Origin of the sequence: Pseudomonas sp. CFBP 8758, from assembly GCF_014841725.1 — a bacterium.
Classification (GTDB): Bacteria; Pseudomonadota; Gammaproteobacteria; order Pseudomonadales; family Pseudomonadaceae; genus Aquipseudomonas; species Aquipseudomonas baltica.
The window spans coordinates 487,208-502,303 of the sequence record NZ_JACYUK010000003.1 but is presented as its reverse complement, the minus strand read 5'-3'; the positions used below and the strand labels follow the sequence as shown (position 1 = coordinate 502,303).

General features: G+C 65.8%; 13 protein-coding genes. 5 read left to right on the top strand and 8 right to left on the bottom strand.

The genetic code is table 11. From position 1 onward, the window contains the following. Positions 1 to 16 precede the first annotated feature (16 nt). Positions 17 to 1,084, bottom strand: a complete 1,068-nt coding sequence (locus tag IFT75_RS09150) for a sigma-54-dependent Fis family transcriptional regulator (RefSeq protein WP_122478473.1) — start codon at positions 1,082 to 1,084, stop codon at positions 17 to 19. Positions 1,085 to 1,239: 155 nt separating this feature from the next. Between IFT75_RS09150 and IFT75_RS09145 the strand changes: the two genes are divergently transcribed. Then, positions 1,240 to 2,142, top strand: coding sequence for a LysR family transcriptional regulator (locus IFT75_RS09145; protein ID WP_122714213.1), 903 nt, complete (start codon positions 1,240 to 1,242; stop codon positions 2,140 to 2,142). Between the two features lie 266 nt (positions 2,143 to 2,408). Here the strand turns inward: IFT75_RS09145 and IFT75_RS09140 are convergent, their stop codons facing one another. Genes IFT75_RS09140 through IFT75_RS09130 form a run of 3 tightly spaced genes read right to left on the bottom strand, consistent with a single transcriptional unit; the run spans position 2,409 to position 6,128 of the window. Then, the gene (locus IFT75_RS09140) at positions 2,409 to 3,203 is read right to left on the bottom strand and encodes an SDR family NAD(P)-dependent oxidoreductase (RefSeq protein ID WP_192054420.1); all 795 of its coding nucleotides are present in this window, start codon (positions 3,201 to 3,203) and stop codon (positions 2,409 to 2,411) included. 13 nt (positions 3,204 to 3,216) lie between these two features. Then, a complete protein-coding gene (locus IFT75_RS09135) occupies positions 3,217 to 5,100 on the bottom strand; it encodes a TRAP transporter large permease (protein WP_197975690.1) in 1,884 nt (627 codons plus the stop codon). Then, positions 5,097 to 6,128, bottom strand: coding sequence for a TRAP transporter substrate-binding protein (locus IFT75_RS09130; RefSeq protein WP_192054419.1), 1,032 nt, complete (start codon positions 6,126 to 6,128; stop codon positions 5,097 to 5,099). Before IFT75_RS09130 ends, IFT75_RS09135 begins: the two co-directional genes overlap by 4 nt. Positions 6,129 to 6,540: 412 nt before the next feature. On the opposite strand from IFT75_RS09130, the gene IFT75_RS09125 reads away from it, so the two are divergent. Genes IFT75_RS09125 through IFT75_RS09110 form a run of 4 tightly spaced genes read left to right on the top strand, consistent with a single transcriptional unit; the run spans position 6,541 to position 10,242 of the window. Further along, entirely contained in the window at positions 6,541 to 7,710 is a 1,170-nt protein-coding gene (locus tag IFT75_RS09125) for an acetyl-CoA acetyltransferase (RefSeq protein ID WP_122478481.1), read from the top strand. Then, a complete protein-coding gene (locus IFT75_RS09120; RefSeq protein WP_199864077.1) occupies positions 7,707 to 9,284 on the top strand; it encodes an acyl-CoA synthetase in 1,578 nt (525 codons plus the stop codon). The genes IFT75_RS09125 and IFT75_RS09120 overlap by 4 nt, the downstream gene beginning before the upstream one ends. Beyond that, positions 9,284 to 9,835, top strand: coding sequence for a hypothetical protein (locus IFT75_RS09115; protein ID WP_192054417.1), 552 nt, complete (start codon positions 9,284 to 9,286; stop codon positions 9,833 to 9,835). The genes IFT75_RS09120 and IFT75_RS09115 overlap by 1 nt, the downstream gene beginning before the upstream one ends. Next, positions 9,832 to 10,242, top strand: a complete 411-nt coding sequence (locus IFT75_RS09110; RefSeq protein WP_122714218.1) for a PPC domain-containing DNA-binding protein — start codon at positions 9,832 to 9,834, stop codon at positions 10,240 to 10,242. The genes IFT75_RS09115 and IFT75_RS09110 overlap by 4 nt, the downstream gene beginning before the upstream one ends. Before the next feature lie 254 nt (positions 10,243 to 10,496). Here the strand turns inward: IFT75_RS09110 and dld are convergent, their stop codons facing one another. From dld to IFT75_RS09090, 4 genes are all read right to left on the bottom strand, one after another. After that, positions 10,497 to 12,179, bottom strand: a complete 1,683-nt coding sequence (dld, locus tag IFT75_RS09105) for a D-lactate dehydrogenase (RefSeq protein ID WP_192054415.1) — start codon at positions 12,177 to 12,179, stop codon at positions 10,497 to 10,499. Next, positions 12,176 to 12,592 carry a RidA family protein gene (locus IFT75_RS09100; protein WP_192054413.1) on the bottom strand — a complete coding sequence of 139 codons (417 nt, stop codon included), beginning with the start codon at positions 12,590 to 12,592 and terminating at the stop codon, positions 12,176 to 12,178. The genes dld and IFT75_RS09100 overlap by 4 nt, the downstream gene beginning before the upstream one ends. Before the next feature lie 65 nt (positions 12,593 to 12,657). Beyond that, positions 12,658 to 14,064 carry an efflux transporter outer membrane subunit gene (locus tag IFT75_RS09095; RefSeq protein ID WP_192054411.1) on the bottom strand — a complete coding sequence of 469 codons (1,407 nt, stop codon included), beginning with the start codon at positions 14,062 to 14,064 and terminating at the stop codon, positions 12,658 to 12,660. A gap of 1 nt (position 14,065) precedes the next feature. Beyond that, complete coding sequence (locus tag IFT75_RS09090) at positions 14,066 to 15,094, bottom strand: HlyD family secretion protein (RefSeq protein WP_244646840.1); 1,029 nt, start codon at positions 15,092 to 15,094, stop codon at positions 14,066 to 14,068. Positions 15,095 to 15,096: the final 2 nt, after the last annotated feature.

The window sequence follows — 15,096 nt, the reverse complement described above, 5'->3', positions numbered from 1 at the left end:
CAATACAGAGGCGGCGTCAGGCTGGCAGGTAGGCGCCCTGGGCCAGTTGGTCCTTGAGCGGCGGGATGCCCAGGCGGCGCAGGACGCGATACAGCGATGGTCGACAGATGCCCAGGGCACGCGCCGCCGCCGACATGTTCCAGCGGCAGGCGTTGAGCACATCGAGCACGTCGGCGCGCTCGTCCACCGGTGCGGCAAGAATCACCGGACGACGGATCGGCGTGACGTTGGCAGGCGACACGGCGGGCGCACTGCCCTGGGCGATGAAGTCCACCGGCAGGTCGGCGCGCTGGATGCGGGTACCTTCCATCACGGCACAGGCGTAGCGAATCACCGCACGCATCTGCCGCAGATTGCCTGGCCAGGGATGATTGAGCAGCAGTGGCCAGACATCCGAGGCGATGAGTTGCCGAGGGTCGCAGCCGGGCAATTCGCTGGCCACCATGCGGCAGACCAATTCGGCGCGGTCGGTGCGCTCGCGCAGCGGCGGCAATTGCACCACACCGGTGGCGATGCGATAGAACAGGTCTTCGCGAAACGTGCCTTGTTGCACCAGGCCAGTGAGGTTCTGGTGAGTCGCGCAGATCAGGGCGAAGTCGACCTTGACGCTGCGCTCGGCGCCCAAGGGTGTGACTTCGCGTTCGGCGATCACCCGTAGCAGGCGCGTCTGCTGTTCGAACGGCATGTCGCCGATCTCATCGAGGAACAGGGTGCCGCCGTCGGCCTGCTGGACCTTGCCTTTCTTGCCGCAGGGCAACGCGCCGGAGAAGGCGCCGCGCGAGTAGCCGAACAGTTCGCTTTCGATCAGGCTTTGTGGAATCGAGGCGCAATTGAGCGCGACGCACTGCGCCCGATGGCGTTGGCTGTGGGCGTGCAGGGCGCGGGCCAGCACTTCCTTGCCGGTGCCGGTTTCGCCCTGGATGAGCACGGCAATGCCACGCTCCATCAGGCGCAGGGCGCGACGAAAGGCCTGGCGAACCTGCGGGTCGCTGTCGTTGGCAATATCGGAATCGCACGCGGCGGGCGAAGAAAGTGCGGGCGAAGAAGTCGAAGCACGTGCGGTGTGTTCGCATACAGAAGACATCGGCGTCACCTTTTATTGTTCTATAGCTTGTGACTATCTCGAGGTCTGGCGCTCGTGACGCAAGCCTCGACGCTGTGGCCATTTCACAATACGGCAGGCGGAGTTATGTTTTCCAATCCATAATCAGGCACCCACTGATACCTTTGCGAGCATCAATGATCGAGCTCAGGCATTTACAGTACTTTCGTGCGCTGGCCGAAACCCTGCACTTCGGCCGCGCGGCCGAGCGGCTGCACATCTCCCAACCGCCGTTGTCGCGGCAGATCGCCTTGCTGGAAGACGAGTTGGGGGTAAAGCTGTTCGACCGCTCGCGGCGGCAGGTGGAATTGACCGATGCCGGCCAGCGTTTCTATCTGGACACCGGAACGGTGTTTGCGGCGTTCGAGCAGGCCAAGCGCAATGCGCTGGCGGCGGCTCGTGGGGCGGCCGGGGAATTGTCGGTGGGGTTCATGATGTCGACGGCCTACAGCGTGACGCCCGCGATCACTCGGCGTTACGCGGCGCAGTATCCGCAGGTGAATCTGAAGCTCACCGAAACACTGCCCATGGACCTGGCCCAGGACATCAGCAGCGGCCACAAGGATGTGGCGATCATGTACCGCCCGCAGGATTGCAGTGGGTTGGAAACGGTGACGATCTACCGCGAGGAAATGACGGTGGTGCTGCCGCCTGGGCATCGGTTGCTGGAGCAGCCGTTGATCGATCCGCGTGATCTGGCTGCAGAGACTTTTATCATCGTGCCGCGACGCATCGCCCCGGCTTTGCATGACATGATCGTCAACTATTGCCTGCAGCATGGCGTGACGCCCAACGTGGGGCTGGAAATCAACATGCAGCAGACCATCGTCAATCTGGTGGGTGAAGGGCTGGGCATCGCCATCGTTCCGCGCTCGATGCGCAACATGCGCTTGACCACCACCACCTTTCGGCCGCTGGTGGCACCGCCGGTGATCGAAGTGGTCGCGGTATGGAAGGCCGACAACCACAACCCCTGCATCGCCACGTTCGTGGAAAGCGCCATGCGCGCCGGGGAAGAGGCGACGCTGCAGGATCAGTGAACCCCTGAGGTATCGCGGCGCCCCTTTCGCGGCCGATGACCGCTCCTACAGGGGAGCTTGCGATTGTGCAGATCCTTCGTAGGAGCGGTCAGTGGCCGCGAAGGGTTGACGCGGTATGCCTGACACACCGCGGTGCCCTTTTCGCGGCCGATGACCGCTCCTACAGGAGAGCTTGCGATTGTGCAGATCCTTCGTAGGAGCGGTCAGTGGCCGCGAAGGATTGACGCGGTATGCCTGACACGCCGCCCTGAACTTTTACCTGGCAGTCAGATTTCGAGGATGCCGGAGGCCATGTAGCCGCCGTCCACCGGGATCACGTGTCCGCTGATGTAGGAAGCATCGTCGGATGCCAGGAAGGCCACCGCGCCGGCCATTTCCGCGGGGGTGCCGTAACGACGCATGGGCACGGCGCGGGCGTAGGACTCGCGGGTGGCACTCGAGTGCAGGCGTTGGGTCAGCGGCGTGTCCACCGGCCCCGGCGCGATGCCGTTGACAGTGATCCCGTACTCGGCCAGCTCGATCGCCATTTGCCGGGTGAGGCCAATGACCGCTGCCTTCGACGTGCCGTACGCGGTGCGCCCCGCGCTCGCGCGCATGCCGCTGATGGAGGCGACGTTGATGATCCGCCCCCAGCCCTGCGCCTTCATCAAGCGTGCCGCGTGCTGACCGCACAACAGTGCGCCGGTGACATTGATGTTGAGTACCCGCTGCCAATCGGCGAGGTCGCAGTCCAGGAAGGCTTGCGTCCTGGCGATGCCAGCGTTGTTCACCAGCACGTCGCAGCGCGGCAGGCTCGCGAACACCTCGGCGATCGACTCGGCATCACCGATGTCGATCATCGCCGCCTCGGCATCGATCCCCTGCGCGCGCAGGCCGGCGACCATTTCCTCGGCGGCGCCGCGGTTGATGTCGGCGACCACCACGCGGTGGCCGTCCTCGCCCAGGCGCTGGGCGATTGCCGCGCCAATGCCCATGGCCGCGCCGGTGATGAAAGCTACCCGACCTGCGCCAATGCTCTTCACGCCGGTGGTGCTTGAAAGCTGTCTGACTGCTTGGCTCATGACCAGGACTCTCTTAAAGGAAACCGATGGAAATCCACGGGAAACAGGCAACGATGACCAAGGCCACCACCAGTGCCGCCAAGTACCCCCAGACACGCCGGATGACGTGGTCGGACGACGTCTTGCTGATGGCACAGGCAGCGTAGAAACCCACCCCCAACGGCGGCGCAAACAGACCGATGCCCATGGCCAGGATCACCACCATGGCGTAGTGCACCGGGTGGATGCCGAGCATTTCGGCCAACGGGAACATCAAGGGGCCGAACAGCACGATGGCCGGAATGCCTTCGAGCACGCTGCCCAGGATGAGGAAGGTGACGATGGTGACGAACATGAAGCCGATCGCCCCGCCCGGTATCTCGCTGATCAGGTCGACCAGGTTGGCCGAGAACCCCGACTGGGTCAGTGCCCAGGCCATGGCCGAAGCCATGCCGATGATCAACAGGATTGCCCCGGACAGTGCCGCAGCCTCGATCATCATCGGATAGACCTTGCGGAACTCGATGTGGCGCATGAACAGGTGCATCACCAGCCCCACCAGCACCACGTAGGCCACACCGATGGTCGACACCTCGGTGGCGGTCGCCGCCCCTTCGAGCACGGCCACGCGGATCAGCAGCGGCAACGCCAGGGCCGGCAAGGCGATCATGAAGGTCTTGGCGACCACCGACATCGGTGCGCGCTTGACGGTGGGCATGGCTTCCTTGCGCGAGCGCCACCAGCAGACGATGGCGATGACTACGGTGGCGACCACCGCCGGCATCAGCCCGCCGATGAACAACGCGGTGATCGAGACACTGCATACCGCACCGATGGTGATCAGCACCAGGCTGGGCGGAATGGTCTCGGTCATGGCACCGGTAGCCGCCAGCAAGGCGGCCAGTTCTTCCGGCTCGGAGCCGCGCTTCTTCATTTCCGGGAACAGGGCCGGCGCCACCGCGGCCATGTCGGCCACCTTGGAACCGGAGATTCCCGACACCAGGAACATCGCACCGAGCAGCACGTATTGCAGGCCACCGCGCACATGCCCCAGCAGCGAGGCCATGAAATCGATCAGGGTGCGGGCCATGCCCGACAGCTGCAACACTACCCCCAGCAGGACGAACAGCGGCACGGCGAGCAGGACCATGTGCGACATGCCCTCGTCCATGCGACCGACCACGATGGACAAAGGTGCATGGGTGGCCAGCGCCAGATAGGCCATGGTCGCGGTGCCGAAGGCGAACGCGATCGGGATGCCACCGAACACGCAGGCGCCCAGCAGCACCAGGAAAAACACCACCAGGTTGTAGTTGCCGATCTCCGCCAGCAGCGGCTGGGACAGCCACAGCGTGCCGCCGACTACCGCGACCACGGCGACGCCGGCGACGAACTGGCGCAGCGTGGAGTAGCGCGCCATGCGTGACACCGCTGCCAGCAGCATGAGCATGGCGCCAACCGGCAAGGCTGCCGCGCGCACCCCGTCGGGGATGCCCAGCGCCGGGGTGGTGATCGCCATCTGCTCGTGGGAGTGGACCATCGCCGGGGTGATGATCATGGCCACGAACAGCACCACGATCAGCGCCGACAGGGTTTCGCTGAAACCACGCCAGGCCGGTGGCAGCTTGTTCACCAGCGCCGACATGCGCATGTGCTCGCCCCGATCCAGGGCCAGCACGGCGCCGAACATCGCCAGCCAGATGAACAGCGACGATGCCAGCTCATCGGTCCACACCAGCGGGTTGTGAAACACGTAGCGCGAGACCACGCCGGCCAGCAGTACACAGGTCTCGACCAGCATCAAGGCTACGGCAAGCACCTCGACCACGCGCATGGCGCCGCGGTTGAGGCAGATGAGCGCCCGGGCCGGCAGGGGCATGGCAGCGTTTTCGACCGGCATCGCCTCGGCGCTCATCATGCCAGCTTCCCGGAGTATTTTTCGAGGATGGCCCAGGCCGCTTCACCGAACTTCTCGTGCCAGTCGGCGTAGTAGTTGGCGCTGCGCAGCTTCTCGCGGAACGCCTGCGGCTCGGTGTCGGCCAGCTCCAGGCCCTTTTCCTTGAGGGTGTCGCGGATGCTGCCCTGCAAGGCCGCCAGGTCGGCGCGCTGGCTCATCACCGCGGCATCGACGTGCTTGCGCACCACGGCCTGCATGTCCGCCGGCAGGCGGGCGAAAGACTTGCTGTTGCCGAGCATCCAGAAGCCGTCCCACACGTGATTGGTCAGCGAGCAATACTTCTGCACTTCATAGAGCTTGGCCGACGACACCAGGGTCAGCGGGTTTTCCTGACCCTCGACGATGCGGGTCTGCAGGGCCGAATACACTTCGGCGAAGTTGATGCTGGTGGGCGCCGCATCGAACGCCTTGAAGATCGACATGATGATCGGACTGGGCGGCACGCGCAGCTTCATGCCGATCAGGTCTTCGGGCTTGAGCACCGGACGGGTGCTGGTGGTGGTGACGCGGAAGCCGTTGTCCCAGATCTTGTCGAAGGCGAACAGGGTCTCGGTCTTGGCGATCTCGCCGCGGACATGGGCGCCGAGCTCGCCGTCCATCGCACTCCAGACCTGATCGTAGTCCTTGAAGGCAAAGCCTACGGCGCTGATCTGTACCGAAGGCACCAGGGTGCCGAGGATCACCGGCGACAGGGCGAACATGTCCACCGCGCCGGAGCGCACCTGGGCCAGGGTGTCGGTGTCGCTGCCCAACTGGCTGCTGGGGAACACCTGGATCTGCACCGCGCCGTCGGTCTCTTCCTTGATCGCCTTGGCCATTTCCCGCGCCCGGACGTTCATCGGGTGAATCATGGGCAGGTTGTTGGCGAACTTGAGCTTGAAGTCCGCCGCCTGGCTTTTCGAGCTGTACAAGCCCAGGCCGGTGGCTGCGACCGCCGCCGATGCGAGGGTGGCGGTCTTGATGAAACTGCGGCGCGAGAAATCACTCATGTAGCTCTCCTGACCTTCTTGTTTTTATTGACCGGTTTGATGACCGGGCTGCCGTGGCTGGCGCTGGGGATGCAGGGTGAGAAAGCAAATCGGGTGCCACCCCTGCCCCGTCGGCGCAAAAAGCGTATCCAAGGGCGCCCGCCGGCAAGCAAGCCCCTGTTTTTCTTGAACAAAACTGTACCGACTCGAATGTATCCGCACGTTTCACGCCTAAAGCGCCGTACAGCCTGATGTAACAGGTGTCTCCCGCAGGTGTCGCCTGCCGCGAACGAAGCGACACCTGTGGCGACACGACACCTCGCCACGGTAACAGCCAGCCCGCCACGGGCCGGCGTTTCAAGCCCTTGGCACCGCTCTTGCTATCGACCTTGGCAAACAACATCAATCCAGATTTCATTCGAGGAAAGACCTCATGGGTTCGCCAGTCATCAGCGGTTGGTACCACTCCCCCTTCGGCAAATTCGACCAGCTCGACCCCGAGCAGATGATGGCCGATGCGGCCGTGGCTGCGCTCGAGCATGCCGGGCTTGACGCCGAACAGATCGATTCGGTTCACGTCGGCCATTTCAACGCCGGCTTTCTCTATCAGGATTTCCCCTCCGCCCTGCTCGCCAACCACATCCCGGCCCTGCGCTTCACCCCTTCGGTGCGCGTGGAGAACGCCTGCTCCACTGGCTCGGCGGCGATCCATTCGGCGTTGCAGGCAGTGCTCTCCGGCCAGTCGCGCCACGCGCTGGTGGTGGGCTTCGAGAAGATGAACACGCTGCCCACCGAGGAAGTCGGCAAGATCCTGCTCAAATGCTGCTACGCCAAGGAGGAAGCACAGATCGAGGGCGGCTTCGCCGGGGTGTTCGGCACCATCGCCCAGACCTACTTCGACCGCTACGGCGACCAGTCGGACGCGCTGGCGATGATCGCCGCGAAGAACCACGCCAACGGCGCGTTGAACCCCTATGCACACATGCGTCGCGACCTGGGCTATGAATTCTGCCGCGAGCCGTCGGCAAAGAACCCGTTCGTGGCTGGGCCACTCAAGCGCACCGACTGCTCGCTGATCACCGACGGCGCCGCCGCCCTGGTCATCAGTCGCGATGACCATGCGCCCGGCCGTGGCCAGGCGGTGAGTTTCCGCGCTGCAGTGCAGGTCAATGACTACCTGCCGCTATCGCGCCGCGACCCGACTTTCTTCGAAGGCGCGGCGCGCGCCTGGCAGCAAGCGCTGGGCACCTCTGGCCTGAGCCTGGCCGACCTGTCGCTGGTGGAAACCCACGACTGCTTCACCATTGCCGAACTGCTCGAATACGAAGCCATGGGCCTGGCCGAACGCGGCCAGGGCGCACGGGTGATCGCCGAGGGCATCAGCCGCAAGGACGGCCGGCTGCCGATCAATCCTTCTGGCGGGCTCAAGTCCAAGGGCCACCCGATCGGCGCTACCGGCGTGTCGATGCACGTGATGGCGGCCATGCAGCTCAGCGGCCAGGCCGGCGACATGCAACTGGCCAAGGCCGACCGCGCTGGCGTGTTCAACATGGGCGGCGCCGCGGTGACCAACTACGTGAGCATTCTGGAGCGCGTGCAATGACCGGCATCGACAATGTGATGAACCTGGGCGAACTGCTCAACCAGATTGCCCGCCGCTACCCGGATGCACCGGGGTTCATCCGCGGTGACCAGGTGCACACCTGGCGCAGCATCTCGCAGCGGGTCGACAGCGTCGCCGCCGTACTGCGCGCGCGCGGGCTGGGCAAGGGCGACAAATTGCTGGTGCATTCGCGCAATAACCTGCCGCTGTTCGAGAGCGCCTGGGTGGCGTTCCGCCTGGGCGCGGTATGGGTACCGACCAACGTGCGCATCACTCCGCCCGAGGCTGCCTATCTGGGCAGTTCCAGCGGCGCGGTGGCCATGTTCTACGACGACGGCCTGGCTCACTACGTGGATGCCGTGCGCGCCGAGTCGCCGGCCCTGGTGCATGTGATCGCCCTTGGCGAACCCCGCGAAGGCGAACTCAGCTACGGGCAGTTGCTGGACGAAGGCGCGCCGCACGCCAGCGCTTTCCGCCCCGCCGACGTCAACTACCATGACCCGTTGTGGTTCTTCTACACCTCGGGCACAACCGGCCACCCCAAGGCCGGGGTGCTCACCCACGGGCAGATGGCCTTCGTCATCAACAACCACATCGCCGACCTGATGCCCAGCCTGACCCAGCACTCGCGCTCCCTGGTGCTGGCGCCGTTGTCCCATGGCGCCGGCATCCATGCGCTGGTCAACGTCGCACGCGGCGCCGCCTGCGTGTTGCCGGCCGGCGATCGACTGGACTGCGACGAAGCCTGGCGCCTGGTGCAGGAACACCGGGTCGACAACCTGTTCACCGTGCCGACCATCGTCAAGATGCTTACCGAAGACCCCGCCGTCGACCGCTACGACCACAGCAGCCTGCGCCAGGTGATCTATGCCGGCGCGCCGATGTACCGCGCCGACCAATGTCACGCCCTGCGCAAGCTGGGCAAGGTGCTGGTGCAGTATTACGGGCTGGGCGAAGTCACCGGCAACATCACCGTGCTGCCCGCCGATTGCCACGATGCCGAGGATTCCCCGGCCGCCAAGGTCGGCAGTTGCGGCTATCCGCGCACTGGCATGCAAGTGGCGATTCTCGACGAGTCGGGCCAGGAACTGGCGACCGGCGAGGACGGCGAGATCTGCGTGCGCGGCCCGGCGGTGTTCAGCGGCTACTACAACAACCCCGAGGCCAACGCCAGCTGCTTCAAGCACGGCTGGTTCCACACCGGCGACCTGGGCCACGTCGACGAGCACGGCTACCTGTTCATCACCGGCCGGGCCTCGGACATGTACATTTCCGGCGGTTCCAACGTCTACCCGCGCGAGGTCGAGGAAGCCCTGCTGACTCACCCTGCTGTCAACGAAGTGGCCGTGCTGGGCATGCCGGACGCGAAATGGGGCGAATGCGGCTGCGCGGTGATCGTCACCACCGGCCCGGTCAGTGACGAGCAGTTACTGGCCCATCTGGAGCCGCGCCTGGCTCGCTACAAATGGCCCAAGCACTTCGTGCGTTGGGACGACATGCCCAAGTCCGGCTACGGCAAGATCGTCAAGAAGCAGATCCGCGCACTGCTGCAGGAACGCGAGGAGGTAGCCTGATGAACCCCCATTTCGAACAGCGCGATGGCGTACGGGTGTTCGTCCACGGCGGGCCGGCGCAGCAGCCGCGGCGCCTGGACCGCAGCGTGGCCCAGGGTGAAGAGTTGCGCATCGTGTTGCCCCTGGCGTGCAACGTCGCCGAAGGCTTGCTGGCCGCCCTGCGCGGGCGCCGCTACGGCAGCGCGGTGGGGCGCATTCTCTGTGGCGGCGCGGCGCACCTGAGCTATCACCGCATGGTGGTCACCGACAAGGCCGAGCGCCCCTACGACTACGGTGCGCCGGTGGTACTGGACGGCTACATCACGTTCATCAGCGGTGCCATCACCGTCGGCCGCGATGCGCAGAACATGCCGTTGCTGCATTGCCACGCCGGGTTCCTGGACCGCGACGGGCAGCAGCACGGTGGCCATCTGGTGCTCGACAAACTGGTGGTCGGCAGCGAAAACCTGGTGATCCGCCTGTGCCTGTTCGATCAGGTCGCCTATCAGGCACAGCCCGATGCCGAAACCCACTTCAATCTCTTGCACCCGATCGACCAGGAGGCCTCATGAACGCCAGCGCCGTACTCGAACCCGACCTGTCCGCTTCCAGCATCCAGACCGGCCGCCTGGGCCGACTCGTGGTCGCCCGGCTCAAACCCAACGAAGACATCGTTGAAAGCGCCGAGGCGCTGTGCGCCAGCCACGGGATCGCATTGGCCGTGATTCGCGGCGGGCTGGGCAGCCTGATCGATGCACAGCTGGGCTATCTGGGCCGACACGGCATGAAGACCCTGAACGTGCCGGGACCGGGAGTGGAGATTCTGAGCATCAGTGGTGAGATCGTCATCGGCGAGAGTCGCCTGCAGGCGGTGGTTGCGGACGCCGACGGCAACATCTTCGCCGGACGACTGGAGCGCGGCCGCAACCTGTCGTTCATCACCGTCGAGTTGACCCTGCAGGAGTGGCTGCCGGACTGACGCCCCCCCCCGTGGCCCTCACGTAGGAGCGGTCATCGGCCGCGAAAAAGCTATCGCGGTGGATCAGGCCGACCGCGTCAACCTTTCGCGGCCACGGACCGCTCCTACAAGGTTCTGCGCGGTTTTCGGTTCCCCGTAGGAGCGGTCAGCGGCCGCGAAAAAGCTATCGCGGTGGATCAGGCCGACCGCGTCAACCTTTCGCGGCCACGGACCGCTCCTACAGGGTCGTGCACAATCTCGGATTGCCCGCTCTATCATTCGTGCCAGTGGCGACATTTGGATGTCTGGCCGACACCCGGGTTGAACGCGTTGCAAGGGTCCAGCTGCTGGTAGAACGCCTTTAGCGCCGGCTTGGCCGGGTACAGATGGCCGACGTTGTGCTCTGCGGGGTACTCGGCGCCGCGCTCGTCGAGCAGTGCCCACATGCGATGCTCCACCGCCAGGCAATCACTGCCCTTGCGCAGGATGTAGTCCTGGTGGAAGACGTGGCAGAAGAAATGCCCGTAGTACAGCTTGACGATCATCTGCTGCTCGATGTCGTCGGGCAGCGTCTCGAACCACTGCCGATCGTTGCGCGACAGGGCGATATCCAGGGCCACGATGTCCTCTACCTCGCGGTCATGCACCGCGCGATAGCGAACCGCCGCACCGGCAGCGGCAAACCGATGCAGGAAGGCCTTGCTGCCCTCCTCTGCGGTACAGCGGAAGAAGTCTCCCTCGCGCCCGGCGAACAATCCTTCGAGCAGCTTCTGGGTCGGTGCCACCGAGCCGGCTGACACCTTGAGCATCAGGTAATGCTCGTAACGCTGCCGGAAATCGCGGATGCGGGGTGGCAGGTGATCGGGGAAGCAGCGCGCGGCGACCTGCAGGACCCGGTCGGCGAGGTTGGCGCGCAGCCAGGGAAAGCGCTTGAGAAAGGTGTCGGCGCGGCTCTTGAGGGCAAACATCCTGGGCAGGCGCTGCGTCCCCAGGTGGTGGATCATCAGGAAGGTGTCCTTGCCGTACTCGGCAGCCACGTCATAGGCGTCGCGATGCATGTACTCGCCGGCAATCGGCAGTTCGTCGAACTGCTCGAGCATGTGCCGGCGAATCTGCGTGAGGTCGGCGGTGTCGTTGCTGCCGATGTAGAACACGGCGGTGTCGCGCTCGGCGGCGAAGGTGTCCAGGCGCACGGCGAACACCGCCAGCTTGCCGGCACTGCCGCTGGCCTCGTGCAGGCGCTGGTGGTCGGCGTTGAAGCGCGCCGGGGTGGGCGCGTCGACCTCGCGCACATAGGCGGCATAGCCATGGTCGGAACCGAGCCCGGCATCGGCCTTGATGTCGGTTGCGGTGTAGCGCTGGGCGTCGAGGTTGCCCAGAATCTGCTCGGGCGTGTCGCCCAGTTCGACGCCCAGGTGGTTGACCAGCTGCAAGGTGCCGTCCGCACCGAGCTGGGCATACACGGCCATCTGCGTATAGGCCGGGCCGCGGCGCACCAGCGAGCCACCGGAATTGTTGCAGACACCGCCGAACACCGAAGCCCCGATGCACGAAGAACCGATCACCGAATGGGGCTCGCGGCCCAGCGGCTTGAGGACCTTTTCCAGCTGATCGAGGGTGGAACCGGGGAAGCAGATGACCTGCCGACCCTCCTCGATCACATGCACCGTGCGCATGCGCAAGGTACTGATGATCACCACTTCGCGGTCGTAGCCGCCGTCGGGCGTGGAACCACCGGTCAGGCCGGTATTGGCCGCCTGCATGATGACGATGACGTCCGCCGCCACGCAGGCCTTGACCACCTGCCACTGCTCCAGCAGCGAGCCGGGGCGGACCACGGCCAGTGCGTTGCCGCTGCCGAAGCGGAAGCCCTGGCGGAAACGTTCGGTCTCGGCCGACTCGGTCAGCACGTGGGTGGCGCCGACGATGCCGCGCAGGGCGCTGATCAACTCGCTCATTGCGGCACCACCGCGACCGCATCGACTTCGATGAGCATACCGTCCAGGGCCAGGCGCGGCACCGGGATCAACGTACAGGCAGGGGTCATTTCGCCGCCCCACGCCTCGCGCAGGGTGTCGCTCCAGATGGCCAGACGCTCGTGGTCGTGATCGACCACCAGCACGGTCAGCTTGGCGACATGGCAATAATCGGCACCGACCGAGGCCAGTGCGGTGCGCAGGTTGGCCAGGGCCTGCCCGGCCTGCAGCTGGAAGTCCGGGGAGATGCTGCTGTCCAGGCTTTCACCGCCCTGGCCTGCGATGAACAGCAACTTGCTGCCAGCGGCGACCTCGGCCACATGGGAGTAGCCATAGGGCGCCGGGTCGAAAAGGCCGGGCGGGTTGCTGAGCGTGAACGGGGCGAGGTCGGGCATGGGCAGGCTCCTGTTGGCTGACAGACCTTACCCTAGCACGGCTGGCCGGGCACATCGCGGCTTCTTCAGGCGTCTTTCGGCCATCCTCCGCCAAGGGCCCGATACAGACGCACACGGTCGATCGCCGCCGCGGTGGCGCTGTCGACCAGCTGGGTTTGCGTGGCCAGCAGCGCGCGCTGTACACCCAGTACGTTGATAAAGTCGGTGGCGCCCTGGTTGTAACGGTCGCGGGCAGTGCCCAGGGCCACGGTGTTCTGCCGCACTGCCTCGCCCAGCGCCGCGTGGTGCTGCTGTTCGGCGGCATAGTCGCTCATGGCATCGTCGACCTCGTGCCAGGCCGCCAGCACCACTCGTTGGTAGTCCAGCGCCGCTTGCTGCTGCTGGTGCTCGCGCAGCTCGAGGGTGCCGGTCAGTCGCCCGCCCTGGAAGATCGGCAGGTACAGGCTGGGGCCGAACGACCAGCTGCGCGAATCCCAGCCGCCCAGGTCCGAGCCGGCCAGCGCCTGGAAACCGAAGCTGGCGCCCAGGCTGACCCGCGGATAGAAATCCGCCTTGGCCACGCCGATGGCTGCCGTGGCGCGATGCAGGGCGGCTTCGCTGCGCTGGATGTCGGGCCGGCGCCGCGCCAGCTCCGAGGGCACCCCCATGGGCACGTCCGGGGCGGGGTTGGGAATGGCCTGCGGGGTGCGCAGTTCGTCGGCCAGGGCCCGGGGCGGCTCCGCCAGCAAGTAGCTCAGGGCGTTGATCAAGCGGTCCTGTTGCGCCTGCAGCATCGGCAGCGAGGCTTCGATGGTTGCCACCAGTGCGGCGGCGTTGGCGGTGTCCAGGTTGGTGGTGACGCCGTTGTCGTACCGGGTCTGCGTCAGGCGCTGGCTTTGCCGGGCGATGTCCAGGTTCTGCCGCGCCACCGCCAGGCGCGCCTGCACGCCACGCAGGCGGATGTAGTCGGTGGCGGTGCGCGCCGCGATACTCAAGCCGACCGCATCGCGCTCGGCCTGGCTGAACTGGACGTCGGCCTCGGCCATCTCCACGCTGCGCTGGACATGGCCCCACAGGTCCACTTCCCAGCTGGCGTCGAGCGCCCCGCTCCACAGTTCGAAAGGCGCCCGGCCGTTCTGGCCGGACGGATCGTTCAACCCCTCGCCACTGTTGCGCTCGCGCTGGTAGCCGCCACGCGCGCTGAGCCCGGGCAATTGCTGGCTGCCGCTGACCTGGCGCAGGGCCTGGCTTTGCTGCACGCGGTTGCTCGCCGAGCGGATGTCCAGGTTGGCCTTGGCCGCGCGGGTGACCAGCGCGGTCAGTTGCGGGTCGCCCAGCTGCTGCCACCAGGCGGCGTCCAGCGCCGCATCGGCGCGCGTCCCGGCGCTGTCCTGCCACTGGGTTGGCAACGCTGCCCGAGGACGCTGGAAGTCCGGGCCGACGCTGCAGGCGCCCAGGCTGCTCAAGGCTAGAACCAGCAATGCACGTTTCATTTCAGGGCTCCTGGGTGGTATCGACCGACGCGACCACCGACAGGCCCACCCGCAGACGGTCAAGGTGCGGTTGGTCGGCCTCGAACACCACCTTGACCGGGATGCGCTGCACCACCTTGGTGAAGTTGCCGGTAGCGTTGTCCGGGCTGATCGGCGCGAACGACAGGCCGGTGGCCGGTGCCACGCTGTCGATATGGCCGCGGAAAACCTGGTCGGGAATGCTGTCGACACGAATGTCCACACGCTGCCTGGCGTGCATGTGCGCCAACTGGGTTTCGCGGAAGTTGGCGACCACGAACGCCTGGTGCAGCGGCACCAGTGCCAGCAGGGGTCGGCCGGGCGCGACGTAGGCGCCCACACGCACCGAACGCTGGCCGATCATGCCATCGGCGGGTGCCAGGATCTGCGTGTACGACAGGTTCAGCTCGGCCTGCTGCAACGCGGAGCGGTCCTTGTCCACTGCTGCCTCGGCCACTTCCAGTTCGGCCTTGAGCACGTCCAGGGTGCGCTGGGCCGCGACCCGCGAGGCCGCATCGCGGTCGCGCGAGGCTTCCCAGCCCTGCAGTTCGGCCTCGGCCTTCTGCCGCTCTTCCTGGGTGCCGGCGCCGGCCTGGGACAGGTTGCGGTAGCGCTGGGCGTTGGCCTGGGCAAACTTCAGCGAAGCGGCAGTGGCACGGGTCGCGGCGCTGGCCTGGTCGATCACGGCCGCCTGACGCTCGATACTGGCGCGCAGATTCTTCACCTGTGCCTGTGCGGCACTGACATTGGCGTGGGCGGCCGCGACCGATGCCGCGTAGTCGCGCTCGTCCAGACGCGCGAGCAACTGCCCGGCCTGGACCGATTGGTTGTCCTGCACCAGCACCTCGGTGACCACCCCGGCCACACGTGGCGCCACCAGCACCGAGTCGGCGCGGATGTAGGCATCGTCGGTGCGCTGCACACCATCGCTGTGCAGCACGTGATAAAGGCCATAGGCCGCGCAGACGAGGATGGCGGCGCCGATGAGGGATACAGCGGTTCGGTTGTTCATAA